The organism is Streptomyces sp. NPDC054956 (assembly GCF_053609185.1).
This window is the reverse complement of the sequence record NZ_JBSGXB010000635.1, coordinates 1-1,411: the sequence shown is the minus strand read 5'-3', so window position 1 is coordinate 1,411 and position 1,411 is coordinate 1. Positions and strand designations below refer to the sequence as shown.

Here is a 1,411-nt window from a genome sequence, read left to right as displayed (position 1 = left end):
TTCCCGCACGGCACCGGTTTCGGCCCCGCTGCCGGCGGCCCCCGGATCTCCCCCCGTTCCCGCGCCGACGCCGTTTGAGCCACGTGCGACGGGGCAGGCGCCGAGGGCGCCGATCACCGACGCGCGACGTACGGCAAGGAACCCCGAGGTGAACCGCATGGACTGGACCACCGAACCGCAACCCGAAGGCCCCGCCCCGGTACCGAGCGGGCCGGATCCGGTGCCGCGCGAACCCGAACCCGGACCTCCCGATCCCCAGCCCCGTGATCCCCGCCCGGTCCCCGACCAGCCTTCGCCCGTCGAGCGGCCTCCGGTGGTGGAACCCCCCGATTAGGCAGGACAGGACCCCGGCGGAGCAGGAGGAATGGAATGGCCGCGGACAAGCAAGGGACAGGGGACGTCGTCGCCCTGATCCTCAAGGACCACCGCACGATGGAGGACCTCTTCCGCCGGATGCGCAGTGTGGAGGCGGACCGGGCGGGCGCGCTCGCGAAGTTCTCCGCCCTGCTCATCGCGCACGGCGAGGCCGAGGAGGCCGAGGTGTACGGCGCGCTGAAGAGGTTCAAGGACGTCGACGACGAGGAGGTCGAGCACGGCGCCGAGGAGCACGCCGAGGGCAACGAGGCGCTGCTGGCACTGCTGGAGGTGTCCGAGGTGGGCTCCGACGCGTGGGACGCGCGCCTGGAGGACCTGGTCAAGGCGGTCACCCACCATCTGGACGAGGAGGAACGGACGATCCTCAACGACGCCAGGGAGAACGTCCCGGACGAGCGCCGGGCCGAACTCGGGGCGGCGTTCCTCCAGGAGCGGGAGCGGCAACTCGCGGCCGACTGCGGGACCGTCGAGAACGTGCGCGCGATCGTACGGGGATGACGCGGGCCGGTCAGCCGTCGGAGGCCGCTGCGGCTTCGCACCGGCCCCGACCGCGCCCCGGCGCATGATGCTCCGAGAGCGGGGCAGGCGCGTTCGGGTGAGAGGGACGGGAGCAAAGGACCCACCGTCCCCCGTCGACCGAAGGAGTTGCTTTCGCGTGACTGAGCATGTGTGGACCTTCAATCCGACCGCCGGCCACATGGCCGGTGGCGATCTGACCGGCTACACGGTCGAGGCGACCGACGGCGACATCGGCAAGATCGACAAGCACTCCTACGAGGCCGGTGACGCCTACCTGGTCGTGGACACAGGAGTCTGGATCTTCGGCAAGGAGGTCCTGCTCCCGGCGAGCACGGTCATCCGGATCGACGTCGACCAGGAGAAGGTCCAGGTCGACAGGACCAAGGAACAGATCAAGAACGCCCCGGAGTTCCACAGCGAGAAGCACCTCGGTGACCTCGACTACCGCACGGAGCTCGGCACGTACTACTCCACCGGCGGTCCCTTCGGCGGCCGCATTGTCTGACCTGTCGGACAC

Annotated in this window: 2 protein-coding genes; both read left to right on the top strand. The window is 70.0% G+C overall.

The genetic code is table 11. The annotated features are described in order from the left end of the window. Positions 1-369 precede the first annotated feature (369 nt). A complete protein-coding gene (locus ACWGDE_RS38955; protein ID WP_453393821.1) occupies positions 370-873 on the top strand; it encodes a hemerythrin domain-containing protein in 504 nt (167 codons plus the stop codon). 157 nt (positions 874-1,030) lie between these two features. Further along, positions 1,031-1,399: a PRC-barrel domain containing protein gene (locus ACWGDE_RS38950; protein ID WP_453393820.1), complete on the top strand. Its 369-nt coding sequence runs from the start codon at positions 1,031-1,033 to the stop codon at positions 1,397-1,399. The last annotated feature ends 12 nt before the right edge of the window (positions 1,400-1,411 follow it).

Coding starts and splice junctions, on each gene's coding strand:
- ACWGDE_RS38955 (WP_453393821.1), top strand. CDS start 370: ATGGCCGCGGACAAGCAAGGGACAGGGGACGTCGTCGCCCTGATCCTC.